Raw genomic sequence first — 24,963 nt, forward strand, 5'->3', positions numbered from 1 at the left:
TTGCTAATCCCGGTTGTGACGTCCACGATTGGAGTTTGAATGACCGTTGGATTTGCTTTCCTGACTTCCATCCATAATAGCACCTGTGGTAGATGCATCTGTATTTTCTGGATTGGTCATAGTATTTTCATCAGTTATACCTGAATCCGGCGTAGTCGTCTGACCATTCCCCGTATTTGTATCGTTTCCGTTCCCAAAATTGTCGTTACTGTTGCCTGTGCCTCCAGTACCATTTCCATTGTTACCTCCAGGAGACGTTGGTACTTGGTCAGAACCAGTACCGTTATCAGTACCTCCAGGAGTCGTATTCCCCTGGTCTGTGCCGTCCTGACCATCTATATTCTCGCCATTATCCGGTACAGTTCCATCCTGATTAGGATCATTTCCTAGCTGCGGATCTATCGGAGTAGTCTCTGTCGGAATTTCTACACTAATCGTATTCGAAGCTGCGGATTCTTTACCATCCGTTCCATAAGCTACGACATAGTATTGATACGTTTTTCCAGCTACAGGAGACGTATCTTCGCCACTCGTGCCTCTCATCGCCTCCATAATCGTCCTGAAGCTTCCTTCGGAAGACTCTTTACGATAAACACGGTATTGTACATTGTCTCCCTCTGCCGCATTCCAGGACAACGATACAATTTGGGTGTCCTGACTATAAGACCCGCTCAGCCCGCTTGGAGCGGTAGCCTGAACCGGCTCTTCTGGCTTCTGCTCAACTGGTGGTTCATATCCCTTCGGCTCGCTGAATTGCGTAACCGGATGCCCCTTGAGAGCTTCACCCATGACCCTTCCGAAAAAGGCTGCCGACTGCCCACTATAGTTTCTGAGCATATGTTTACTGTCCGGCTTATCATAACCCATCCATACTGCTCCGGTATATTCTGGCGTATAACCGACAAACCAGATGTCCCGGTTACCACTATTACCGCTAATTCCACTTTGGGTCGTACCCGTTTTACCGGCTACAGGCCAGTCAATGCGTGCTTTGCGACCTGTGCCGCTATTGACTACATTTTGCATCATTTTTGTCATTTCATAAGCCGTTTTTTCACTCATTACAGATTTAGTTTCCTCTTCATGAGTATAAACTACTTGATCATCACTATTGTTAATTTGCTTAATAGAATAAGCCTTTTGGAATTGTCCTTTATTGGCAAATGAGCTGTACGCCTGCGCCATTTCAAGGGTATTCGTCCCTTTGCTTAATCCACCCAATGCGATAGCAAGTGAGTGATCGTTTTTGTCCATCGGAATGCCTACGCTCTCGGCAAATTGAACCCCTTTTTCCACACCGATTTGGTTCAGCAACCATACAGGCGGAATATTTTCAGACTTCGTAATCGCGTCGAGCATGCTGATGGTCGACGAGTAACCATGCAAGTTTTTCGGACTGTATCCGTTAAAGCTCTGGCGTTCGTTACTCAAAGGAGTATCCATCGTAAATTTACCGGATTCGAGAGCTGGCGCATAGGCTACAATCGGCTTGAAGGCCGATCCTGGCTGTCTGCGGCTCTGTGTCGCACGATTGAAGGTTCCCTTTTTGTAATCCCGTCCGGGTGCCATCGCGGCAATTCCACCTGTCTGGTTGTTAATAATGACCATCGAAGCTTGAACTGGCTGATCGTCAGGACTTTTTTCGAACATGTCATCATCTGCCATCGCCTGATCCAGCGCATTTTGAGCCTGGGCATCCATTGTGGTATGAATTTTGTAACCGCCAATAATCAGATCATTGCCGCTAACTCCTGGCAGTGCATCCTCTGCCTCATCCATGACGTATTCCATAAAATTTTGATACTTTTGAACTTTTTCTGGTTGTTTGTAATTGTAATTTACAGCCTTGGCCTCTTCCATCTCTTGCTTTCCAATCATCCCCTGCTCAAACATCAGCTGGAGAACCACCGCACGTCGTGCCTTCGAGTTCTCCGGGTTACTGATCGGATTATACTTGGATGGCCCTTTCGGAATAGCTGCCAGTGTAGCAATTTGCCACAATTTTAATTCTTTTAAGTTGGTTTGCCCAAAATAACCTTCCGACGCTGCCTTAATTCCAGAATAGGAGCGTCCAAACCAAATCCGATTTAAGTAGAGAGTAATAATTTCATCTTTAGTCAACCTCCGCTCCAGCGCCATTGCGATGGATACCTCTGTCGCTTTACGGAAAAAGGTTTTGTCACGTGTCAAAAACAAGTTTTTGGCCAGCTGCTGAGTTAGCGTACTGCCGCCCTCCACTGCCGAACGGGCCACGATATCCTTAACGGCTGCCCGGCCGATAGACCAAATATCAACTCCTTGATGTTCCATAAAACGCTTATCCTCGGTTGCAATAAAAGCTTTTTTGAGCAAGTCTGGTATTTCTTCACTTTTGACAGGATCACTTTTTTGCACAGACAACTCACCCATGAGCACACCGTTGCGGTCATAAACCTTTGATGTCTCATTCACTGTGATTTTGTCCTTGTTCGCATCGTAAATTTTTTCGCCATTTACCATGACAAATAAATAGCCACCAAGTGCGCAAAATATAGCTACCGCCGCGGTAATAAACAGCGTCCATCCAATTCGCTTACCTGTAATTTTCTTTTTCTTGCCCTTCGGCTTCTCTTTAGATGTGTTTCTATTGCGATTGCCGGATCTGGACAATGAATCGTTTGGCATTCCCCTGACTCCCTTTCGCGAATAATCATATGGTACCTAACATAAGCTTAAAGCTTGCTGTCGGCAGCTTGAAAGTAAACGGAATGAAAAGAACAACCCTGATCAGGTTGCTCCCGGTCACATTCCTATACAGTTAGACGAGACGGACGCCTGAAAAGTTTCATGAACCCGGACGACCGTCAAGCCGTAATCAGTTATCGCTAGCGCTATCCTGTTGCTGTACAAGCGATACATTGCGTTGCGGTGTAAAGGTGGAGATGGCATGCTTGTAAATCAGCTGCTGCTTTCCATCCGAGTCGATCACAATCGTAAAATTGTCAAATGCTTTAATCGTCCCTCGCACCTGAAATCCATTGATGAGGTATACCGTTACAGGTATAGAATCCTTGCGCAATTGATTCAGAAACGTATCTTGGATATTAATGGACTTGTTCATTTTAGCCGTACCCCCAATAATCATTTGGATTGTTTTGAAGTATATTCAAGGTCTGTCCGGAACTTTCCTGCTATAATTTCGTGTATTCGGGCTGCATGAGCAGAAAAATTTCCGAAATCAGTGACATCTACCCACTGGATATCCTTCATATGGCGAAACCACGAGAGCTGTCGCTTCGCAAAATGACGCGTATCCCGTTTTAGCCAAGTCACCGCCTCTTCCAAAGACACCTCTCCCCGCAGGTAGGAGGATATCTCTTTATAGCCTAGACCTTGCATGGAGATGGCATCGCTTCGCACTCCCCGTTCCATTAAGGAGGTTACCTCAGCAACAAGCCCTTGATCGAGCATCCCGTCAATTCGGTCTTCAATACGTTTATATAGCATTTGCCTATCCATTGTCAAACCTACGATGCAGAGTTGGTAAGGAGATTCCTTTTTTTGACTGGCAAGTTGAGAGCTAAGTGTCGTTCCGCTAACATGGTAAATTTCCAGTGCCCGAACGACACGACGACGATCATTAGGATGCAGACGAAGTGCACTTTCGGGATCAACCGCCTGTAGTCGCGCATGAAGCGCGTCAGCTCCAAACTGTTCGGCATAGTCAAGCTGTTCCTGACGAAAAGCTTCGTCAGCCCCTACCTCGGAAAACTGGTATTCATAGCAGACTGATTCTACATATAAACCTGTTCCGCCTACGATAAACGGTAGCTTTCCTCTAGATTGAATATCAGGTATGAGTCGACGACAGTCTTCCTGAAATTGGGCTACTGAATATGGGTATTCAGGCTCATGAATATCAATTAAATGGTGCTTGATTCCTTCCATTTCCTGTTCGGAAATTTTGGCCGTTCCAACGTCCATATGACGGTATACCTGCATGGAATCCCCGGAAATAATTTCTGCGTCAAATTGTCGAGCCATCTCGATGCTTAGTTTCGTCTTGCCAACCGCAGTCGGGCCAACAAGAACAAGTAGTTTAGGCTTAGGTGCCACTGTCAATATCAATCACTCCGTACACAGTTTTCGTTGTGCCCCGCTGCTCCACACGGAAGCCGAGGCGGGCAAATTCCCCGCTACCCCGTTTTTCTTTTAATACAATTGTTTTTCGTGCAATCCGTTTCGCATGAACAATACTTTCCTCATTCAACGCGTCTGGATTAGCCAACCCTCTCAATGGACCAATTGCGCTGGAATCGAGCAACGGATCACGAAACATAGGGTCGAAATAAATAATATCTATACTGCGATCCGGCAAACTACGCAAATAGTCCAAGTGATGTCCAAAACGAACATCAATGTTGGAAAAGGCCTGATCTACTTCAGCGTTGCCGGAACGGTAATGCCTCATTCCATCCTTGATTAAAGCGTAGACGGGGAAAGAACTCTCCACAGCCGTGACTTGTCCAGAGCATCCCGTTCCAATTGAAAATAAAAGAGAATCCGTACCAAGTCCTGCGGTGCAGTCCAGCACCGTATCACCCGGGACGATCCGGGCAGCCGTCAACATCGGGTCAGGTTCACCCTTTAATACCCGTTTGGCGCGAATGAAGCCCATACTCGGGTGAAAAACCATCGGTGGTTGTTCTGGACTAATCAGCCTCACTCCGCCCTGCACCAGAACCAACGCTTGACGGACTCTGTGAGCCACGATTAGCTTAGCTACCGATATGCCACGACGAGGAGCATACAGCACCCCTAACTCGGCTGCAAGCAGCTTCGCTCGCTCCATAACCTCAGCCGAGGGGGAATCCCCTGTCGTGACCAGTAATTCGACTTGCTTTTCCCGTAGCCTCGACTGCTCTTCTTCTTCACGGTTTTCCCGATCCTCAAACATATATATACTCCCTTACATTACTCTTTTAAACAGCTTCTCTAAATCATATGTGGAAAAGGAAACCACAATAGGTCGCCCATGAGGGCAAGTATATGGTTGTTTGCACGCTGCCAAACGCTCTAACAGAACGATAGCCTGTCGATCAGTCAGCTTCTGGTTTGCTTTAATCGAAGCCCGGCAGGAGCACATGATTGAGGCTGCTTCCCGCAGCTTAGCAAGATCAATGGCTCTTTCCTCCAGCACCCATCCGGCCATTTCCTCAATAACATCCGCTTCTTCCCCTTGGGGAAGCCAGTACGGGTAAGAGCTGACACGGAAAGTTTGACCGCCAAAATGCTCCAAATACACCCCCGCCTGCTCAAACCAGTGCAGCCTTGTTTTCAACTTTTCTGTCTCGGATGGCGTAAAATCCAGTGTAATTGGTAGTAGCAGCTCCTGCGATACCGACTCGGGATTGCCGAATTTTTCATAATAAAATTCATAATTGACTCGTTCATGTGCGGCATGTTGATCAATTAAATACAAGCCCTGGTCGTTCTGTGCAATCAGATATGTCCCGTGGTGCTGACCGATTAAATTCAGTTCAGGAAAAGTGGGCAACTCTGGAACTTCCCCCGACACCGCTGCCAATTGCTCTGCATTCAGACGTTGCTGGCGCGGCTTCTGATCCGCAAAATGACGGGAATCCGTAGCGTGTCCTGCAATCGGCGGCATAGAAGATGGGTAAGCAGCAGAAGCAGCCGTTTCCTGTATTCCTCCATTGTATAAGGAAGATGTGCCTATTGCGGCATTATCTCCTTCGGGCGAGTGTACAGTCGCTCCATCAGGGAGCGGCACGTCCCCTCTAACTTCACTTCCGTTGTTTTCTTCCACAAAATCTGCATCCAGTTCGTCATCACTAATACTTTTACCTGAAATGTTGTTTGTCCGTCCAATGGCTGAGAGGCTATCCCTGCTCGGACGTTGCTCACGCTCCTGGCTACCCCTGTTATTCTCTTCGTCCCTGTTCAAGTAATTGGACTGGCGCGGTTCCTGGCTCTCCGGCGAGGTCACGGAAAGTGGCAGTGCTCCCCCCCGGTCTTTGCCGGAAGGAACATCCCCTTCCGCACCATTTCCCTTTGAGAAGTGAAACTGCTCCTGCACAAACGAGCCACTGTCCTTGCCACCGATCTCGCGCTTGACTGCCTTCGGAATCAGCACTTGCTGCCCTAAGACAGCTTTTACCGAATCTTCAACCAGCTGAAACAGTTCAGCTTCTTTGCTAAACCTTACCTCCAGCTTGGCAGGATGAACGTTAACATCCACCAAAGAAGGATGCATTTCCAGTTGGATCACAGCCAGCGGAAAACGATTGATCGGCAACAAGGTATGATATGCCTTGAGCAACGCCTGATTAAGTCCGTAGCTTCGCACAAAACGTCCGTTCACTACCGTCGAGATCGCATTGCGATTTGATCTCGTCCACTCTGGACGGCTGACATAGCCGCTAATTCGGTAATCGAGGCTCTCTCCTTCTAGCAGCAGCATGGATTTCGCCGCAGAAGTTCCGTAAATAGCGGCAATCACCTGCAGCAAATCACCATTGCCCAGCGTTTGCAGCAATGTATTGCCATTATGCCGCAAAGTGAAGGCCACTTCCGGGTGCGATAGCGCCATTCGGTACAATACATCCGAAATGTGTCCCAGTTCTGTCTGGATTGTTTTCATATATTTCAGCCGTGCAGGTGTGTTATAAAACAGCTCCCGTACGGTAAAATCCGTCCCTTGCCTACTAGCAGCATCCTCGTGAAGCAACAGCTTACCGCCCTCAATCACTAATTTACGGGCACGCCCGTCATCTCCGGCTGCTGTAAGCAGCTCTACTTTCGATACAGCCGCTATACTGGGCAACGCCTCTCCCCGAAAGCCGAGACTTGTGATCTGAAACAGGTCGCGACCATGTCCAATTTTGCTTGTCGCGTGCCGATAGAATGCCGTCTCCACATCCTCAGGCTCAATGCCACTTCCATTATCCGTCACCCGGATACTTTGCAGGCCGCCCTCTTCTACCCATACGTCCACCCGTGTACCGCCTGCATCAATCGCATTTTCCACCAGCTCCTTCACGACGGAGGCTGGACGTTCCACGACCTCACCGGCAGCAATCTGGTTCGCAATATGTTCATCCAGTACCCGAATTTTAGACATCCTTTTAACCTCCTCCTGCCTTCAAAGTGTGATGAAAAATAAGAATAATGTCACTTATTTTAACTACAGGCCATTGGCCTTGTTTTTTAGATCATTTAATAGCTGCATTGCCTGTAAGGGAGTCATATTCATGACATCAGCATTTTTCACCTTGCGCAAAATTTGGCGCACAATCGGATTAGTCTCTACTGCCTCTGCGTGGGGCTTGGAGGTGGCAAGCTCCTGCTCACCGAAAATGGACAGCTGTACCACTTCGGTTGCTCCTTGCTCCAAAGTGCTGGAATCCTCCACAGTCTGTAGAGTATCTTCTTTTACCAGGGTGGCCTGCTGTGATAAAGACTGAGCTGATGATACAGTTTCTCCGCTTTCTCGCAATGTCTGGCCTGAATTATATTCGATCAAAGAAGAAATATCTTCCGTCCCTGAAACTGTACGAAGATCAGTCCCTTCCTTCCCTCCTACTACTATCTCCGTACCTGCCGTTACTTGAGCCGCTGCCTGTTCAAAACCATTCAGCAGTCCATTTGCTCGCTCAATAATGTTATTGGGCAAGCCTGCAAGCCGAGCACAATAAATACCATAGCTACTGCTAGCTGCTCCCGGTATGAGCTTGCGCAGGAAATTCACCTTGTCGCCGCTTTCCTGCACGGCCATAGAGTAATTTCGCAGCGAAGACAGGCCTTGCTCCAAATGTGCCAGCTCATGGAAATGCGTGGATACCAGCGCCTTACAGCCGATCGTGTCATGGACAAATTCGATAACTGCCTGTGCAATTGCCATTCCTTCACTGGTGGACGTACCTCGTCCCAGTTCATCAATAATGATCAAGCTTCGCGGAGTTGCCTTGTCCGTCATTACTTGGATATCTGCCATTTCGACCATAAACGTACTCTGCCCACCGATGAGATCATCCGCCGCGCCGATCCGTGTAAAAATGCGATCCAGCATCGGCACCTTGGCACGTGCAGCAGGGACAAAGCAGCCAATTTGAGCCATAATTGCAATAAGCGCGACCTGACGCATATACGTACTTTTCCCAGCCATGTTCGGCCCGGTTATAAGTAGAATATGCGCATCCCCTTCCTCCAACACCGTGCTGTTGGCGATAAAACCACCATCTTTCATTACGGCCTCCACCACAGGATGGCGCCCCTGCTCCACTACAAAATCATATCCTGTAGTCAGCTCAGGTTTCACGAATCCCCGTTCCGCACTAACCGATGCCAGCGACTGATATACGTCAATTTCAGCCACTTGCTCTGCCAGCTTTTGCAAACGGGGAATTTCAGCGTTCAATTTACTGCGAAGCTCGGAGAAAAGCGTGTACTCCAGATCAACCATTTTATCCTCGGCTTCCAGAATTAGAGATTCCTTTTCCTTCAACTCTGGTGTAATATACCGTTCCGCATTCGCCAACGTCTGTTTGCGTTCATATCTACCTTCTGGTAATGAAGCCAAATTGGATTTGGTCACCTCGATATAATAACCAAATACTTTGTTGTATCCAATTTTAAGTGACCGAATGCCGGTTGCTGCACGTTCCTTGGCCTCTAGCTCAGCGATCCAACGTTTACCGTTGACACTCGCCTCGCGCAGTTCGTCCAGACGCTGATGGTAGCCTTCCTTAATAAGACCTCCATCCCTTACGGAAATCGGCGGTTCATCCGCCACCGCTTCCTCAATCAACGCACACAGGTCTGTACAGCTATCTAGCGTTTGTGCAATCCGTCTCAGCGTCTTCGAAGGAGATTCAGCGCACAGCTCGCGTAAAGAAGGAATTTGGGCCAGCGACAGCTTGAGGGCGATCAGATCACGTGCATTAGCACTACCAAAGGCAATCCGCCCAACCAGACGCTCCAGATCGTAAATCTCTTTAAGCTGAGCACGTACATCCTCTCGGAAAATAAACTGGTGGTACAGCTTGTCCACTGCTTCCAAGCGTTCCTCAATAAGACTGCTGCTCAACAACGGTTTGTCGATCCAACGACGCAACAGACGCGCTCCCATGGAAGTCTCTGTGCGATCCAACAGCCACAGCAGCGAGCCTTTCTTGGAGCGTTCACGTACTGTCTCCACCAGTTCCAGATTCCTGCGGGTAAATGGATCCAGAATCATAAAATGGTTTGGCTCATATACGGAGATTTGGGTCAATTGGCCTAACGATCTTTTTTGCGTTTCATTCAAATAGGAAATCAAGCGTGATACGCACCGTCTGCGTTCCTCCGTAAGCCTTGCCCACGTGGCTTCGCCAAATTGATCCCGAACCAAATCATCCTTGGATTTGTCCCAGGCCGTATACACAACACGCCGTCCAACGGGGGACATACGGGAAGCCACAAAATCAAGCAGATGACCATCCCCCAACATTTCGGACGGCTCATAAATGTTTATTTCATCTAGTAGCCATTCTTTCGAATCAGGCACAGAGGTCACATACAATTCACCTGTTGACAAGTCGCACGCCGCAAGAGCCAGCATCCCGTCCGTCTCTGTGACACATACCATGTAGTTGTTGGATTTATCACCCAGCACCTTGCCTTCCATTACTGTACCCGGGGTCACAACGCGGACAATATCCCGCCGCACCATCCCCTTCGTAGCTGAGGCTTCCTCCATTTGCTCACAGATGGCCACTTTATAACCTTTCTCAATGAGGCGCTGTATGTAATTTTCCGCTGAATGATAAGGCACGCCGCACATCGGAATTTTTTCCGTGGCGCCACCCTCACGACCCGTAAGTGTAATTTCCAGCTCCTTGGATGCAAGAATTGCATCATCGAAAAACATCTCGTAAAAATCTCCCAGACGGAAAAACAAAAATGCATCTTTAGCCTGCTCTTTTATGGATAAATATTGCTCAATCATCGGTGTATATTTAGACATACCGTTTACTAACCCCCACACTTTGTTCCGTTTAAACTTATAATTATCTCTCATTATATCAAAAATGACAGTCGATAACATGAAACCATTCCTGGTGTCGACACTTGATTTTACGTAAGCTTCCAAAAGGGGCGCAAATCCCGTGATTCATCCCACTGCTTCCCCTTGCGGAGGCTGTCCAGCAATGGCGCTACATAAGCTTCATATTGCGAGTATATTTCCAGTGAAACCATATCCAAAATAAGAGGTTCCATATACTCCTTAAGCACAAATTGATTTCCTTCATAAAAGGCTCTGTGAGCCTCCTCTTCACCCAGCGGCCTACGTTGCAAACGCGGATATTGAGTAGCAATGAGAAACGCCATACCAATCACACCTTTCGCTAGCTGTGGCGAGATAAGAAAACTGGGCAGTGTACGATATTCAAAGCCTCCATACGACTGACGTCGAAAATCACCCAAATTGCCATAATGCGGTCTGCGCCGGGCCGCACGCTTGTCTTCCAGTAGCGCCAAAGGCAGTGCCAAATAGTTATCCAGTGCCCGGAGCAAGGCACCGTTTAGCGCAACCCCGCTGAAATGCAGATGTCCGCCCAGTGGAAAACCCGGTTGCGGCATCCCCCCCGCCTGCCAGATGAGTGTGCGGTCGGTAATGCGCCGGGCTGCGGTTGCAAAAGCTTGACGCAGGTGCTTCAGCAGACGGTCCGGATCTCCACTCGGCGCTGGACGAAGCTCAGCGACTGGATACAGCGTTCGTCCTCGACGCGTAACAGCATCGCAGCCGGCTATGCCGAGACGACCCAAATATCTTGAGGCCGGCACGACCCGTCCCTCTGGCATACGAATCAGCACAAATTCAGGGTCCATTCCGATGAGTAGTCGATCTCTCCCTCGTTGCGCTGAAAGATTCTCACCCTCAACATCCCCTTCGCGCGCAGCAATTTCATATAGCGTGGCCAAACGTCTATCATTTAACCATGGCTGTGCCGAGACTTCGCGCACCTGACAGCTGCGCTCCCCCAGCGGAGTCAGCATCACCTCACCACTGTCCAAACCCAGTGTATACAACGCACGTACAGCTAGCCGCTCCATCCGGACATAGAGCGGTGAATGTTGATCCAGTTCAGACAGATCGTATGCGCGGACTTTGGAAGGGCCTTCGATGGCACGCCTACGAATCTCCAATACTCGCAGTTGATGGATTTGCACCGCGTAGCCTATCGCAAAATCTGCTATACTGCTATCCATCCACTGCACCGCTATGCCTGAACGCTCCAGTCTACGCTTTTTTTCATCATTTGGCATCTGCCTGAAGCGTATGAGCGCCTGTCCTGGCTGCTGCATTATATCCCCCCTACGAACTACGTACGGATTTCAATCCAATTTCAACCCGCAACAACAAAAAAGGAGGGCCTTTGCCCCCTGCGCAGAATCAGCCGGCGCAAGAGTAAAGCGGCCCTCTTTTTGGTTGCTTCTGTCAGAGCTCGTCGTCAATGAGGTCGGGGTCGAGCTCCTCATAGTCCCCCTCTTCCGCTCCAAAATCAAAGTCTTTGTCAAAATCATCGCTGCTGCCATTCGGGAATACTTCTACAACAATCTTCGTTTCCGCTACCAGCTCCACCGCAAATTCCCGCTCGACCCGGATCATTACGCTGCCACCTCCAGAAGACACACTGGCCTCGACGCAACTCGGCTCCTGTGTAGCTTCGGCGGATACTTCCACTGTAGACGCCCGGTGCTTCGGATCAAGATACGAGAGCGGCACATTTTCTACGTACGACACCGTTTCCTTGGCAACATCGGTCTGCGAGTTTTTATCGTATGAGTACCAAATATTGATATCATACGTCCCGACGACCTCAATGCCGTCCCCCGCCGCCACAGCTTCATACTGGTGGTTAATAATCCATGCCCCTAAAATGCTCGTCGGATTATTCGGCGGAGTTACGGTATGGGTTACGGTAGAGAATCTGCGACCTTTACCACAGATCGCTTTGGTAATAATCTCTCTACGATTTTTATGACTTAATGCCATTCTTGAACCTCCTCCATACAATCAATCATTCCATACATATGTATGCAGGTTGTGGGCGAATGTTGAGTGAATAGGCGAAAAGGAAAAAATATTATTTGTATAAGCATATGCCGTGATGGCTTGAACTCATGCACGCCAATGTGTTACATGCTGCTCAACGATCTGTAAAAATTCGCTAAGAGCCGGGGATTTCCACTTTTTCGTGTGATAAGCGACCTGAGTAGCCACCTGCTGTTCACTGTCATCCCAGGCTAAACGCGCCATTTTACCTTCTCGCAGCTCATTTTGTACCGTTACTAGCGGGAGCAACGCAATACCCAGCCCAGCCATGACACACTGCTTGATGGCTTCAATACTCCAAAATTCCAGGCTAGGGTCTGAAAAAATACCGTGTTTATTCAGATACTGCTCAAAAAGGATACGGTACGTACATCCTGCCTCTGTATGCAAAATGGTTTCATCCTTCAAGTCGGCAGGCTCTACCTGGGTATAGGTAACCAGCGAATGCTCGAGTGGCGCAACCAAGGCCATCGGCTCGTGAATAAGCGTGGTGACATTCAGTTCTCTATCCTCTGTCTCGGGCTGAAGCAAAAAAGCCAAATCCAGCTCACCGGAACGGATCAAATCGCGTAATTCCCAGCATTCGCCGGGTTTGAGGACAATTTTAACCTTCGGATACCGCTCCCTGTACTCACGGATCAAACTCGGTAGACGAAAAGCGGCCAGAGACTCTGGTGCTCCTATTTTCAGCGTGCCTGCCAATTCCGTTTCTGAACGAAGCGCATCCTTAGCCATAGCATGCATCTTGGAAATTTCCTGCGCATAGGGCAGCAGACGTCGCCCGGCATCCGTCAGCATGATTTTCTTGCCAATGCGATCAAAAAGCGGCGTACCCAACTCAGTCTCCAACGTTTGAATTTGAGCAGTGATACTCGACTGTGCATAATCCAGTATACGCGCTGCTCGCGTAAAACTGCCTGCCTCAACTACATTTAAAAAGGTAAACAAATGCCGCGATTCCATAATCCGCTCCTTCAATCGTTTTTTTCGATGCAAGCAATCGTTATATTCCGTTTTTCCGATAGATTGATTATCTGATAAGCTGGAGAAAATAACAATAGAAAGAAGGCTTTTCTGCATGACAAGTGAAAGTAAACTTCAATCCACCATTGGTCTTCCACAGGCCATTGCACTCTATATCGGAGCTGTACTGGGTTCGGGAATATTGATTGTGCCTGGTCTTGCCGCCCAAATGGCGGGACCGGCATCGCTGCTGGCATGGGGTTTTATGACCCTGCTCATCTTGCCAATGGCACTTTCTATGGGTCTTCTATCCGCCAAATTCCCGAATGCGGGTGGAGTATCGCATTTTGTCACGTTGGCCTTTTCACCACGTGCCGGTGCTTATATCGGGTGGTTTTTTCTCATGTCAGTTCCGATTGGGGCTCCTGTTGCCGCACTCACCGGAGCCGGCTATATGACCGCAGCCATGGGCTGGGGAGAGGAAAGCCGCATGATGTTAGCCGCTGCTATGCTGGCGGTGGGCCTGATCATCAATTGGATCGGCATGAAGGTCGCGGGACGTATTCAGATCGCAGTCGTCATAGCTATCGTTGCTGTCCTTATATTCGCCATTGCCGCAGCACTTCCTCAGATGAAAACAATCCACTTCACCCCGTTTGCTCCACATGGCTGGCTCTCCGTCGGTCAAGCGGCCGCGATTCTGTTTTGGTGCTTTATCGGTTGGGAGGCCGTGTCCCATATGTCAGAGGAATTCACTAATCCCCGGCGGGCGGCCGTTAGAGGTGTGACCATTGCAGCCGTCATTGTTGGTTTGCTTTATTTCTTAACAGCGCTGGCTACTGTGGGCACACAAAGTTACCTTGCAGGGGGTTCGGATGCTTCGCTCGTATGGGTGATTAGTCGGGCTATTGGGCCATGGGGCGCGATAATTGCAGGCTTGACGGGTATCTTTATTTGTACCGCTACTATTATTGCTTATGTGGGTGCCGCTTCACGTGTCGCTTATGCTTTATCCCGGCAAGGACAGGCCTTTCGCTGGATGGGCATGTTATCCCAACGATTCCACACCCCTATCGGAGGCATTGCTTTTCTTAGCGTCTGCTTCGTGATCATTATGGTGTTGTACGGTAGTGGTACTGTTTCACTCACTAACCTGATCCAGTTCCCGAACGCCACCTTTATTCTGACCTATCTCGGCGGTTGCGCAGCAGGAATTAAACTTCTACGTGGTAGTCGCTGGGGCGTTGCCATTAGTTGGATATCGTTTATCTCTACAGCGGTCGTTTTCCCCTTTGTCGGATGGGCTATGCTGTATCCTTGCCTGATCACCGCTGTCTTATGGATCACAGACCGAATTCGGCACAAACGGACTTTAAACCATCCGGCTTCAACCGACACTGAACAAGAAAAGGCTACTGTCCGTCATGGATAGTAGCCGCTCAAGGCCTTTACTCTAATTTCTTACTGGAGTAGGGGCCTTGTCCTTTTTCGCAATTTTCAAATACTGATGAAGCTCATGTGTAAGCTGTAATAATGCCGAACGAATCTCAAATTCCTCCCGGGTTGCGGGAAGCTCCATGGCTTTAAATTCTTCACGAACCTGCTCCAGCAGCTTCTCGGTCTGTCCCGTATAATGTCCAGCCAAAACGTCATTGCTAAGCTGGTCGAACAGCTCAGCCAGAAGCTTGGCCTGCGGCATATGCTGATACATTTGTGCGATCAACTGCATCATGTTTTGGATCGAATCCAGCTGTTCTTTTCGCATATAAAAATACACATTCCAGCCCTCTTGGGGACGAAGCATCTGATTTTCCAAGGAACGCCCCGCCTCAGTGACCCCTTTGGCTATCACGCTGTTCGCTTCAATAACTTCCTTGCCATCCCATATGTATGCTGGACTACGCAGCGTATTGGCCATATTTCTGAATATAACAGAAAATGTCCGATCTACCTCCTGCCGAATTTGTTGCATGGTATTATCAGAACCCGGCATATAGGCTAAATTGACAATCATTGCGGAACCCAGTCCAATCACTAGCAGACCTAGCTGGGTCAGCAGTACCTCCATATCAATCACGCCGCCGCTGAATACGCGAAAAACCACGACCGAACCGGTGACAATCCCTTCTTTAAAGCCCACCCGTACAATGACTGGAAACGCCGTTAAAATATATAATGCCAGTACCCAATCATGGAATCCGAATACTACAAACAAAACACAAGCAAAAAGAAGCCCCACGACGGATGCAAAAAATCTCGCCGAAATAGTACGGAGACTTCTCTTGCGTGTGACATCCACCCCCAAAATCGCTAAAAGCCCTGCTGAGGTAGCACCATGAATGCCAAAACCCTCCGCAATAAGTACGGCCATTAATGCGGCAATAGCCGTTTTAATCGTACGAAAGCCCATGAAAAAATTCTGTCCTCTCTGGATGAAATCTGTTTTAGCATTTTCATAAATTTTAAGTATTTTCATTTTTCATGGTACTTTATTTTCACGTTTTACACAAATGTTCAGAACTTTTATTATTACCGATGAGGACGACCCGAAAGCAGGCGATGCTCCACATACACGACCGCCTGATACATCAGAGTAGCTACGACAGCAATGATCAACAAACTGGACATAACCAGCGTGAAATTGAATACCTGAAAACCATAGATAATCAAATAGCCTAAGCCGTTTTTAGCCACCAGAAATTCACCAACAATCACGCCAACCCATGCCATACCCACATTCACTTTCAGTGTAGAGACAATTGCAGGAAAGGATGCAGGCAAAATCACCTTTTGAAACGTATCACGGCGTGATCCGCCAAACGTGCGAACCACTTTGATTAGATTCGAATCGACTTCCTGAAAGCTGTTGTATACGACTAGTGTCGTAATGATGACCGTAATGGAGAGGGTTGTCATTAGAATAGCAGTAAATCCCGCCCCAAACATAACGATAAAAATTGGACCTAGCGCCACCTTAGGCATACTGTTGAACACGACCATATAGGGGTCAAGCACCCTCGACAAAAACGGTGACCACCAAATAAGTACAGCCAGCAACGTACCTAACAGTGTACCGAGTAAAAACCCCGCCATCGTCTCTCCCACGGTGACACCTACATGTCCCCATAATTCACCACTGACCGCATCCTTACCGATCTGGGTGAAAATTTTGCTCGGATAGCTGAACAACAGTACATCAATCCACTTCAATCGACCTGCAATTTCCCATAATACAAACAAAAGCAGTAAAATAGCTGTCTGTACCCCTGTCACTAACCATCGTTGCGAACGCCTGCTGCGTAAATACGCCTGATGTAGTCCTTGAATCCAACGTTGCTCAAGCTGATCCGCTTCGTCCTTCATACGTTAACTCACTCCTTTGCTCCCGAAGCCTCCAGTTCACCCCATATTTCATGAAAAAGCTCATTAAAACCCGGCTGCTCGCGTGCATAAAAAGGCTGAGCTTCTCGGATGCAACCCGGAATCTCGAAGGTACGTCGGACATGACCAGGATTTCGACCCATCACTATAATCCGGTCACTGACCGCAATGGCTTCGGCCAAATCATGTGTGACTAAAATAGCCGTCTTCCTCCGCTCGCGCAAGGTTTCCGCAATCAGATCTTCCAGCTGTAGCTTGGTTTGATAATCCAGCGCGGAGAACGGCTCATCCAGCAGCAGCAATCCCGGATTGGTCGCCAGCGTCCGTACCAGCGCCACGCGCTGGCGCATTCCCCCAGACAACTGGGATGGATGCAGATGCTCCTTCCCTCCCAGACCCATGCCTTCCAGTAACAGCCTTGTCTGCTCACGTGCAGCTTCATCTACTCTGTTGGCTAGTTCCAGACCCAACAATGCGTTCTCCATGATCGTCCGCCACGGGAACAGATAATCCTGCTGCAGCATGTAACCAACTTCTGGACTCGGCCCACTTACCGGCTGACCTTGCAACATGACTAGGCCTGCCGCTGGACGCAGTAGCCCTGCGATCATGGACAGGATCGTCGTTTTGCCGCAGCCGCTTGGGCCGACCAAGCTGACAAACTCCCCTGTCTCTACGGAAAAATCAATATTCTCAACCGCCAGCGAAGCTTCACGATCCGTTACATAGACATGCGTCACTTGCTCCAGTCTCACCATCGGTCTTGTCGCGTCCGAAGTTAGATCACTCCGTTCCTCCATCATGACGAACCTCCAGCATCGACACCTGCATCCGTAGATTCAGTTGTGCTCTTTTTCACAGGCGGTTCAGTATTTCCGGTAGAATTTGACGAAATCGCTTGTTGTGCAAAACTTGGGTTCACTAGCTTATCCAGTGCAACTGGACTTTTAAGCTCCCCTGCCGAGGTCATGACATCCTGTAAGTTCTTCCATTCCTTTTCCTCAATCATCGGGTTCAAAGCATAGGTGCTCTGTTCCTTATATCGCTTGATACTACTCGTCAAAATAGCTAAATCTGTATCTTTAAAATAGGGCGTGATTGCTTCGGCAATCTGTTCAGGTGAATGCGTAGCAATCCACTGTTGTGCCCGATATACAGCATTTGTAAATTTCTGTGCAGCCTCGCTATTTGCCTTCAGGTAGCTTTGCTTAGCCATATATACCGTATACGGCAATTCGCCGCTCTCCACACCGATAGAGGCAACTACCCGCCCACGACCTGCCTTTTCAAAAATAGATGCCTGTGGCTCAAATAGCTGTACATAATCCCCTGTACCCGAGCCGAAAGCAGAGGCAACATTAGCAAAATCAATATTTTGAATCAGCTTCAGATCCTTATGAGGATCAATGCCGTGTTTGCGAAGCGTAAATTCAAGTGACATTTGCGGCATTCCTCCCTTGCGTTGCCCCAAAAAATTTTGTCCTTTCAGCTTTTTCCATGCAAAGTTATCCTGCGTTTGACGGGCAAACAAAAAGGTTCCATCCTTCTGTGTCAGTTGGGCAAAATTAATGATAGGGTCCTCTGCTCCTTGCTGATACACATAAATAGATGTTTCCGCGCCGATGAGCGCGATATCCGCCTGGTTGGACAACAACGCCGTCATCGCCTTGTCCCCCCCGGGAATCGTTGCCAATTGGACATCCAGTCCCTCCTGAGCAAACATTCCCTGGCTCAAGGCTACATACTGCGGCGCATAAAAGACCGTACGGGCTACCTCGCCTAGTCTGATCTCAATTGTCTGCTCCCCCCCTTTGGGGGTGCACCCACTGAGCAACAGTAATCCGAGTAGTGCCGCAGCCACCACAGCTTTGAAACGAGCGCCGTTTTTCATCCTTATTCCCTCCCCACCTTTTTACATCCGTTGACTTCATATATTGTTATGCGGTTGTCGATATATTGGTTAATTGCACAAAAAAAAACCACGTTCGCCCGGGAACGTGGGGAAGATGGCATATGATTTACAGCTTGTATATGGAGGTATATTTCTCTTCCAGGTAGTCGGCGAGATAATCCGGGTTCAGATCTTCACCTGTAATGGCTACAATCAACTCGGAAGGCGTCCGGCTCTTGCCGTAACGGTAAATACGTTCGGTCAGCCATTGCTTGATCGGCTCAAGTTCTCCAGCAGAGATTAATTCATCTAGATTTGGTAACTCTTTGCGTAATGTCGCCAAAATTTGTGCTGCATACATATTGCCAAGCGAGTAGGAAGCAAAATAGCCAAAATCACCACCGGACCAGTGAACGTCTTGAAGTACGCCCAGTCCATCATTCGGTGGAAGTAACCCTAGGTATTCCTTATATTTCGCATTCCACACCTCAGGGAGACGCTTCACATCCAGCTTTTCATTAAACAACATTTTTTCAATTTCATAACGGATAATGATATGTAAATTATATGTTAGCTCATCCGCTTCAATACGAATCAGTGAATTTTCCACACGGTTGACTGCCCGATAGAATTGATCTGCCGTAACCTTTGCCAAGCGATCAGGAAAATGCTTTTGCAAATCATCGTAATACCGATCCCAGAAAGCACGACTGCGTCCGATTTTATTTTCCCACAAGCGGGACTGGGATTCATGAATCCCCATAGAGGTTCCTCCCGACAGTAGTGATCCTGCTAGCTCAGGAGCAATATTTTGTTCGTACAGCGCATGGCCTCCTTCATGCAACGAACTGAAAATAGCACTGGTTACATCATCTTGCAGATAATGTGTTGTTATACGCACATCACCTGGATTTAATCCTGTTGCGAAAGGATGTACGCTCTCATCCAAGCGGCCTGCGTCAAAGTCATACCCCATCTGACCTAATATGAACAGGCTGAACTTCTCCTGCTGCTTCACATCAAACACACCATCTAAAAAGCTCTTATCCGGCTGGTTCGGTGAAGCCTGAATTTTAGACAGCAGTGGCACAAGGCGCTTTTTGAGACGATCAAACACAGCATCCAGTTTTTCAACCGTCATCCCCGGTTCATATTGATCCAAAAGCGTGTCATACTCTGTATCCTTAACCCCCCAGTAGCCGATAAATTCGCGCTTCATGTCTACGATTTTAGACAAGTAGGGTTCAAATCCGACAAAATCGCTATGTCCCTTTGCGTCCTCCCACTTGCTCTCTGCCTGCGCTGCAAGAATGCTATAATCCCGGTATCGGTCTGCCGGAACCGAACGATTAAGGTCATAATTTTTACGGCATTCCTCCACCAATCTGCGATCATTGTCTTCCAGTTGCTCCAGCTTATCTACTGTGGCAAAAAATTGCAGCAATTGTCCCATTTCATCCGAGATCATCAGCTTGAACATTTCAGTGGACAGCATACCCAACGTCTCCGACCGAATGTCAACACCCTTGCGCGGAGCACCAGTTCGTAAATCCCAGTGCAGCAGACCTACTGCTTCGCCATAACTACTGATTTTGTGTGAAAGCTCCTTTAAAGCCGTCAATTGATCCAACGTCTGTTGCGCCATATTTGAGGTCACCTCTTTAACTTAAAATGGATAAAACTTTACAATACCTATACTTGATGATACTTATATTAAAAAGTATAATCAACTCACAACATGTACGACCAGCTCCTAAGACCTAAAATAAACGTTGGGCTGTACATATCAAACTTTAATAGAATCTGGAGGGAACAATCGTGAATCACATCAAAGAAATTTTAGAGTACAATCGTGTTTTCGTAGAAAACAAAGAATACGAGGCCTATAGAACGGGCAAGTTCCCCAATAAAAAAATGGTCATTATCACTTGTATGGATACACGGCTAACGGAGTTACTCCCGAAAGCCATGAACCTGCGCAACGGTGATGTGAAAATCATCAAAAATGCGGGTGCTATTATTTCACAGCCCTTTGGAAGTGTAATGCGCAGTGTGCTAGTCGCCCTGTATGAGCTGGGAGCAGACGAAGTCGTCGTTGTAGGTCATTATGAGTGCGGCATGGCTGCATTAAATGCAGACCACATGGTCAATGAAATGCTCGATCGCGGAATTTCTCAGGAAGTGCTGAATACATTAGAAAATTCAGGAATTAAGCTAAATAAATGGTTAAAAGGTTTTGACAACATTGAAGAAGGGGTAAGAACTACCGTGAAGCTTATTAAAAATCACCCGCTTCTCCCTCCTAATGCCCCCGTTCACGGCATGGTTATTCATCCAGATACAGGAGCGTTAACACTTCTCGTTGATGGAAATGAACAGTAAATAGGATACGCTTCGGCAGAAGGTTACCAGGGTAGTTTAAGCTCGTACATACGAGCTTAAACTACCCTTTTTTATGAAAAAAAGCACATATACGTGGAGAATGACAAGAATCAATTTTGGCTAACCTGTGAACGACCTGACTGAAAGTTGTCAAACCATACAGTTTCAGTGTACACTTTTCATGAAGCTGCAGAATAGCTGCCGCAGTGCTGTTACAACCGTTACTATGATGGATGAAGGAGATAAGATCTATGAATTTACTATCGTATGGTCTGTTGGGGCTTCTCGCAAGAGAGGAATCCTCCGGCTATGATCTGATGTTGCGTATCCAGCCTTTTTGGCAGGCCAAGCACAGTCAGATCTATCCGCTACTGGCCCGTATGGAGAGCAAGGAACTGCTAGCCTCCCGTTGGATTCAGCAGTCCGACAAGCCTGATAAGAAAATGTATACCATTACCGACAAGGGAATCCATATGCTTCAGCAATGGTCCCAGGAAGCGTTAGCTGCTCCGGTTACACGGGATGAATTAAGTCTTCGACTGTTCTGTCTTTGGTTAACGGACAAAAGTAGTGCCAATCGTATGCTGGAGGAACGCAAACGTCATTTTATTCAGAAAATCCAGCATCTTGAGGATATCCTGAACGATATTCCTGCAGAGAATTTACATTTTGGCAGTAAGAACTTTGGTGACTATATTTTAGTACAAAAAGGACTTTTGAATGCTAAAGCAGGTCTGGAATGGTGCCAAATGGTTCTGCGTATGCTGCTTGCCGGTGATGTCAGTGCTGACACTAATCCGTTTTCACTTAAGCCGCAAAGCTGAATGTTTTAGCCAATCCATGCATAGGATTTATGGGACGTTATTATTTAATTTTTTAAAAATTAAAATTCTTTGAAACCCTTTTCCATGCCATTCGTATTACTGGTAAGCGGTTGTTTGACCTATAAACAAATTTACTAAGGGGGATTATATTTACATGAAAAAAACATTCACTTTGAAAAATATGATGATGCTGATGATGGCTTTTACCCTACTCATTGCTATGATCGCACCATCTACAGCTGACGCAAGGCGAGGCGGCGGGTTTAAATCCGGACCTAAATCATACCAATCTACACCAAGCAAGGCGAATGACAGCAATGGAATTAATAAGTCAGATAGCGGAGCCAAGTCAGGGGCAACTGCTGGTAATACAAGCAGAACCGGTGGATTCCTTGGCGGTGGCGGCGGATTTCTGAAAGGTATGATGCTGGGCGGTTTGGCAGGTATGCTCTTCGGCGGATTGTTCGGCAACATGGGCGCATTGGGCAGCTTGCTTGGCCTTGCCGTTAACGTTCTGGCCATTTACGTCCTGATCATGGTCGGAGTAGGTATCTACCGTGCTATTAAAAATCGTCGCAGACCAGATGATTCCCGCGGAGGACGTTACTAAGCTATGATTTTGAGTATGGATGAGATTGTCAACGCTATTTGCTTGCATATGGCTGAACGTAAAGGTGTCCAGCCCACGGATGTGACAGTAGAACTAAGCTGGGAAGAGGATACAGGTTATTCAGCAGAAGTCCATGTACAGGGCCGCAGTCAATATCTGGTGGAAGCCAATATGATAGAAGCCATTCTGAGATACCTATATTCCGAATACAATATTCGTGCCTATCGCGAACAAATCAGATTGGATCTGGATGAAGAAATTACTGCTATTGTCCAAACTTGATTATTTCGCATAGAACAGTCGTATAGAGTTATTATAAAACAAATGAACCGACCTTTGCTTGATGGCAAGGGTCGGTTTTTTGTTGATCGTTTCTCTAATAGATCAAGGTGCTGTAGTATTACATTTAGAAGTGGACACCCCTTGCTATATGGATTCATTATCTCTATGAATAGCCTGTCTGCTAAATGATGGAACCGGAGATACCTGTACTTGCGGCACTCTTTCGAGTAAGCTACTACCGTACATTTCCCGAAACGGCTGCTCTTCCATATGAATATAGCCGATATAGCAGCCGCATTCTCTCATCCGGCACGGACGTTTGCCACTCAGACCCTCAAGACCATCCCTATATAAGTGTCCAAGCACCCGTCGATCCTGATAGCAGTGTTTTACTCTTCCGTCACCCTGGACATAAAATACATCTTCACCGGCGCGACATGCCCGTCCCTGACTGCTATAATCCTTTAAATTCCATTGAAAATAGGGGTCGATCGCAGTTAATTCAGTGACTTCAGCATCTGTATAATAATGGGGTCGATCCTTGTAGGCGTTGACCCACAAATAAACATCCCTTGGAAGTTGCGATCTTAAGGAACGAATAGCTGGGAAGGCTTGTCTTAACCCGACGGTACCGACACTATAGGAAATACCAAGTTCATATAGCTTCATAGCCTGCGATATAAAAACTTGCTCTTTCGTCTCTCCAGGGTGATATGTAGCCCACAGCGCAGCAGTCTCCGCGTTCAGTTCTTTCGTCCAATCCAGCTTCGTCGAGAGATTCGTCTGTACCGCCACTTTTTCCACATGCGCCATGTGGGAAAACTCAATCATGGTCTTGCGATACCAGGAATGAATCAAGGCTTCTCCATACGGATTAAAAAAAATAGAGAGACGATGCCCCAAAACGCCCTGTTCCCGTACCCAATCAGCAAAACGTTCCAACTGGACCCGATCCTTGTTCAACGTTTCCCGACTATCAACGTTTTTACTGAACGGGCAATAAGGGCAAGCATAGTTACACGAGGTCAACGAACCACGATAATATAAGGTCGCTCTCATGCGCCTACATATCCTTCCATACGCTCACGTACTGACGTGGAGATCATCCAGTCCCCAATCGCATCGGAATAGGCCATTCCTTCCTCTGTAAGTCGCAGCGTGCCCTCCTCGACGACAGCCATACCGGATTCCAGCAGCAACGACATTCCTGTAAAATCGTCCGACAGGGATACACCGAAGCGCTCTGCATAGGCTGATAGCTCCAAACCTTCCCGATGAAGAAGCGCCTTTAAGATAAAGCGTCGCTTACTCTCATCCACATTTAAAATAAAGCCGTAGTCAGCCAGATCATGACGTTCCGCAGCAACATAATCTGCGATAATGCTACGGGTAGCTGCTGCACTAACCCCATAACGGCTGGCATAGTGGACATTGCGTGTATAGGAGCGTGCACCACACCCCAGACCAGCCATACCTTCCTCCTGGCAACTGTAGGGCAAAAGCTCTTTGCTGGATATACCATCATTTTTTGCAAAACGGCGCATGGAGTATTGTACATATCCTGCTTGTTTGAGCCGTTCGCGCGCCACTTCATACAAGCTAAGGCGAATATCATGATCCAGCCCGGTATAGCCTGGCTTTAAAATCGTATTTTCTCGAATATATAACGGATAAAGAAATATTTCTCCTGGCGAGTAAGACAGGGCTTCCTCTAAAGAATACAGCCAGGTTTCCACCGTTTGACCAGGCAAGCCATAGATCAGATCTACGTTCAGCAAAGGAAAGTTGTATTCCACCAGCCGCTCAAGTGCTTCTCTAACAAGTTTGGGCTTCTGAGGTCGGTATATGGCGGCACTTTCTGATTCCACAAAGCTCTGAATTCCCATACTGACACGATCTGTCCCGCGGCGCTTGAGCACCTCCAACCTGTCTTCAGTCACAGTATCGGGAGAGGTCTCCACCGAAATAGAAGCTCGCTTAGGGTCCAGTCCCATAATATTTTCCGCAATGTCAAACAAGCGCTCCACCAAAGGAGCCTCCAGTAAGGTCGGTGTACCGCCGCCGATCGCAAAACGTGAAAAAGGTCGACGCCCCATAATGGGTGCCCATTGCTTGGCTTGTCTTTCTAGTGCATCCACATACTCCTTATGTACATCCAGACGCTTGTCCGGCAAAGTGAACAGGTTACAAAACCCACAGCGAGCCGCGCAAAATGGAATATGCATATACAAAAAATAGCTTTCTAACTCCTCCTTCTCCCACAACTCCTGTAATAAGAGTGGTGTATCAAACGGACGATAGGCCGTTTTATGCGGGTAAGAGTACAGATAGGAGCGGTAAGGAGCTTCACGGATTGTGCTTGCCCATTCAGCAGGAGTTTCAGGCCACTGAAACCTAGACGGTGCTAAGTTTGTGTCTATCTCCGGGGCTGGCGCATCCGCTGGATGCGAGTGATTCAGATTTATGGCTTTCATTTCTGCTCCTTCCTCACGCTGGATTGATTTCTTGATATTTTACCAGTGCAATCTAT

At 47.8% G+C, this 24,963-nt stretch carries 21 protein-coding genes; 5 read left to right on the top strand and 16 right to left on the bottom strand.

Translation table 11 applies throughout. From position 1 onward, the window contains the following. Positions 1–3: 3 nt before the first annotated feature. The 9 genes from MKX46_RS03835 to MKX46_RS03875 all read right to left on the bottom strand — a co-directional run bounded on the left by MKX46_RS03835 (position 4) and on the right by MKX46_RS03875 (position 13,063). Positions 4–2,664, bottom strand: coding sequence for a PBP1A family penicillin-binding protein (locus MKX46_RS03835; RefSeq protein ID WP_165146788.1), 2,661 nt, complete (start codon positions 2,662–2,664; stop codon positions 4–6). A 190-nt stretch (positions 2,665–2,854) separates the two neighbouring features. Beyond that, on the bottom strand, positions 2,855–3,100 hold the full coding sequence (hfq, locus tag MKX46_RS03840; protein ID WP_029518117.1) for an RNA chaperone Hfq: 246 nt from the start codon (positions 3,098–3,100) through the stop codon (positions 2,855–2,857). A 20-nt stretch (positions 3,101–3,120) separates the two neighbouring features. Then, positions 3,121–4,101 carry a tRNA (adenosine(37)-N6)-dimethylallyltransferase MiaA gene (gene miaA / locus MKX46_RS03845; RefSeq protein ID WP_069289755.1) on the bottom strand — a complete coding sequence of 327 codons (981 nt, stop codon included), beginning with the start codon at positions 4,099–4,101 and terminating at the stop codon, positions 3,121–3,123. Continuing rightward, entirely contained in the window at positions 4,085–4,936 is an 852-nt protein-coding gene (locus MKX46_RS03850; protein ID WP_341070930.1) for a class I SAM-dependent methyltransferase, read from the bottom strand. The genes miaA and MKX46_RS03850 overlap by 17 nt, the downstream gene beginning before the upstream one ends. A 12-nt stretch (positions 4,937–4,948) precedes the next feature. Further along, positions 4,949–7,123, bottom strand: a complete 2,175-nt coding sequence (gene mutL / locus MKX46_RS03855; RefSeq protein WP_341070931.1) for a DNA mismatch repair endonuclease MutL — start codon at positions 7,121–7,123, stop codon at positions 4,949–4,951. A gap of 63 nt (positions 7,124–7,186) precedes the next feature. Next, entirely contained in the window at positions 7,187–10,006 is a 2,820-nt protein-coding gene (gene mutS / locus MKX46_RS03860) for a DNA mismatch repair protein MutS (RefSeq protein ID WP_341070932.1), read from the bottom strand. Positions 10,007–10,116: 110 nt separating this feature from the next. Next, positions 10,117–11,349, bottom strand: a complete 1,233-nt coding sequence (locus MKX46_RS03865; protein ID WP_193373361.1) for a putative amidoligase domain-containing protein — start codon at positions 11,347–11,349, stop codon at positions 10,117–10,119. A gap of 133 nt (positions 11,350–11,482) precedes the next feature. Then, positions 11,483–12,040, bottom strand: coding sequence for an outer spore coat protein CotE (locus tag MKX46_RS03870; protein WP_013310588.1), 558 nt, complete (start codon positions 12,038–12,040; stop codon positions 11,483–11,485). Between the two features lie 126 nt (positions 12,041–12,166). Beyond that, positions 12,167–13,063 carry a LysR family transcriptional regulator gene (locus MKX46_RS03875; RefSeq protein WP_029518123.1) on the bottom strand — a complete coding sequence of 299 codons (897 nt, stop codon included), beginning with the start codon at positions 13,061–13,063 and terminating at the stop codon, positions 12,167–12,169. Positions 13,064–13,178: 115 nt separating this feature from the next. Between MKX46_RS03875 and MKX46_RS03880 the strand changes: the two genes are divergently transcribed. Further along, positions 13,179–14,495, top strand: coding sequence for an amino acid permease (locus MKX46_RS03880; RefSeq protein ID WP_029518124.1), 1,317 nt, complete (start codon positions 13,179–13,181; stop codon positions 14,493–14,495). Positions 14,496–14,516: 21 nt separating this feature from the next. Here MKX46_RS03880 and MKX46_RS03885 read toward each other — a convergent pair whose 3' ends face one another. The 5 genes from MKX46_RS03885 to MKX46_RS03905 all read right to left on the bottom strand — a co-directional run bounded on the left by MKX46_RS03885 (position 14,517) and on the right by MKX46_RS03905 (position 19,980). Further along, positions 14,517–15,473, bottom strand: a complete 957-nt coding sequence (locus MKX46_RS03885) for an aromatic acid exporter family protein (protein ID WP_029518125.1) — start codon at positions 15,471–15,473, stop codon at positions 14,517–14,519. Positions 15,474–15,592: 119 nt separating this feature from the next. Next, on the bottom strand, positions 15,593–16,426 hold the full coding sequence (locus tag MKX46_RS03890) for an ABC transporter permease (protein ID WP_013310592.1): 834 nt from the start codon (positions 16,424–16,426) through the stop codon (positions 15,593–15,595). A gap of 8 nt (positions 16,427–16,434) precedes the next feature. Then, positions 16,435–17,247, bottom strand: a complete 813-nt coding sequence (locus tag MKX46_RS03895; protein ID WP_069010621.1) for an ABC transporter ATP-binding protein — start codon at positions 17,245–17,247, stop codon at positions 16,435–16,437. Continuing rightward, positions 17,244–18,335, bottom strand: coding sequence for an ABC transporter substrate-binding protein (locus tag MKX46_RS03900; protein ID WP_069010623.1), 1,092 nt, complete (start codon positions 18,333–18,335; stop codon positions 17,244–17,246). The genes MKX46_RS03895 and MKX46_RS03900 overlap by 4 nt, the downstream gene beginning before the upstream one ends. Positions 18,336–18,462: 127 nt before the next feature. Beyond that, positions 18,463–19,980 (bottom strand): carboxypeptidase M32, encoded by a 1,518-nt coding sequence (locus tag MKX46_RS03905; RefSeq protein WP_069010624.1) that lies wholly within the window; start codon positions 19,978–19,980, stop codon positions 18,463–18,465. Positions 19,981–20,153: 173 nt separating this feature from the next. On the opposite strand from MKX46_RS03905, the gene MKX46_RS03910 reads away from it, so the two are divergent. From MKX46_RS03910 to MKX46_RS03925, 4 genes are all read left to right on the top strand, one after another. Continuing rightward, positions 20,154–20,717, top strand: coding sequence for a beta-class carbonic anhydrase (locus MKX46_RS03910; RefSeq protein ID WP_029518130.1), 564 nt, complete (start codon positions 20,154–20,156; stop codon positions 20,715–20,717). A 251-nt stretch (positions 20,718–20,968) separates the two neighbouring features. Next, complete coding sequence (locus MKX46_RS03915; protein WP_013310597.1) at positions 20,969–21,541, top strand: PadR family transcriptional regulator; 573 nt, start codon at positions 20,969–20,971, stop codon at positions 21,539–21,541. Between the two features lie 154 nt (positions 21,542–21,695). Beyond that, positions 21,696–22,151: a hypothetical protein gene (locus tag MKX46_RS03920; protein WP_341070933.1), complete on the top strand. Its 456-nt coding sequence runs from the start codon at positions 21,696–21,698 to the stop codon at positions 22,149–22,151. 3 nt (positions 22,152–22,154) lie between these two features. Next, the gene (locus tag MKX46_RS03925; protein WP_013310599.1) at positions 22,155–22,433 is read left to right on the top strand and encodes a YxcD family protein; all 279 of its coding nucleotides are present in this window, start codon (positions 22,155–22,157) and stop codon (positions 22,431–22,433) included. Between the two features lie 144 nt (positions 22,434–22,577). Here the strand turns inward: MKX46_RS03925 and MKX46_RS03930 are convergent, their stop codons facing one another. Both MKX46_RS03930 and MKX46_RS03935 read right to left on the bottom strand, forming a co-directional pair. Next, complete coding sequence (locus MKX46_RS03930) at positions 22,578–23,492, bottom strand: STM4011 family radical SAM protein (protein WP_341039450.1); 915 nt, start codon at positions 23,490–23,492, stop codon at positions 22,578–22,580. Further along, the gene (locus tag MKX46_RS03935) at positions 23,489–24,907 is read right to left on the bottom strand and encodes an STM4012 family radical SAM protein (RefSeq protein WP_165146812.1); all 1,419 of its coding nucleotides are present in this window, start codon (positions 24,905–24,907) and stop codon (positions 23,489–23,491) included. Before MKX46_RS03935 ends, MKX46_RS03930 begins: the two co-directional genes overlap by 4 nt. Between the last annotated feature and the right edge of the window lie 56 nt (positions 24,908–24,963).

It is taken from the genome of Paenibacillus sp. FSL P4-0113, assembly GCF_038009305.1.
Classification (GTDB): domain Bacteria; phylum Bacillota; class Bacilli; order Paenibacillales; family Paenibacillaceae; genus Paenibacillus; species Paenibacillus polymyxa_D.